General features: G+C 67.1%; 1 protein-coding gene. It reads left to right on the forward strand.

Annotated elements, in window-relative coordinates:
* Positions 1-1,236, forward strand: a 1,236-nt coding sequence (locus tag FWJ67_RS11185) for an ATP-binding cassette domain-containing protein (protein ID WP_414482866.1), incomplete at both ends; no start/stop codon positions are given.

The following is a 1,236-nucleotide window of genomic DNA, read 5'->3' on the forward strand; positions in this document are numbered from 1 at the left end:
GTGCTGGGCGAAAATGGCGCCGGCAAGTCCACCCTGATGAAGATCCTGGGCGGGGTGTACCCGCCTGATGAAGGGACGTGGATCTACCGGGGCCAGGAGGAGCCCTTCCCCACAGACCCGGCGGAAGCCGCCGAGCGGGGGATCGCCGTCGTCCACCAAGAGCGGGGTATTGTCCCGGCCCTCAAGGTCTTTGAGTACCTCTTCCTGGGGCACGAGGAGCTGAAGCATGCCGGGGCCCGCATCATGGATGCGGCGGCCATGCGGGAGCAGTCGGCGGCGCTCCTGGACGAGTTCGGCATCGACGTGGACGCGGACGCCTTTCTCTACGACGTCCCTCCCGCGGCCCAGAAAATGATCGAGATCGCCCGGGCTGTCGCCCTCATCCGGAGGAAGAAGTCGAGCCCGGAACGCTACCCCATCGTCATTCTGGACGAGCCCACCGCGCCACTGAGCCCTGAGGAGCGGGAGCTCCTCTTCGGCTACCTGGAGCGGCTGAAGGCGCGGAGCAGCTTCGTCCTGGTCACCCACAACCTGGGCGAGGTGATCCGGCTCTGCGACCGGGTCTACGTCCTCCGGGACGGCCAAGAGGTGGCCGCCTACTCCATCCAAGAGGACCAGGTGACCGAGCGGGACCTGATCACCGCCGTCGCGGGGGCCAAGGCGAGTGAGATCCTGGCCGAACCGGGGAGCACGTGCCCGCCTGATGCAGAGGTCATCCTCGAGGTCCGGAACTTGAGCCGGGCGCGGGCGTACACGGACATCTCCTTCCAGCTCCGGGAGGGCGAGTGTGTGGGGCTGTACGGGCCCAAGGGGTGCGGGAAGGCCGAGGTGCTCCGGACCCTGGCTGGCCTGCTCCCCTTCGATGAAGGATCCCTTCTCATCCAGGGGCAGGCAGCCCGGGCCAGCGAAGGCGTTCCCACCCGCCTGCGCAAGGGCGTGGGCTACTTCACCGGGGAGTTCGAACGGGAGCTCTTCTTCAACCTCCCTGTGGCGGCCAACGTTTCCATTATCAACATGAGCAAGATCGCGCAGCGGTTGGGCTTCCTCAACCTTCGCCACGAGCAGGAGATGGCCCACCGGGTGATCGAGCGCTTGCGGGTGAAGGCGGCCCATCCCAGGGGATCGTGCCGGCCGCTCAGCGGTGGGAACAAGCAGAAGGTCTCCTTGGGGCGCTGGCTGGAGCGGCGGCCCAAGATCCTCCTCCTGGAGAACCCCACCATCGGCGTGGACGTGGGA

Origin of the sequence: Limnochorda sp., from assembly GCF_047459355.1 — a bacterium.
Classification (GTDB): Bacteria; Bacillota; Limnochordia; order Limnochordales; family Limnochordaceae; genus Limnochorda.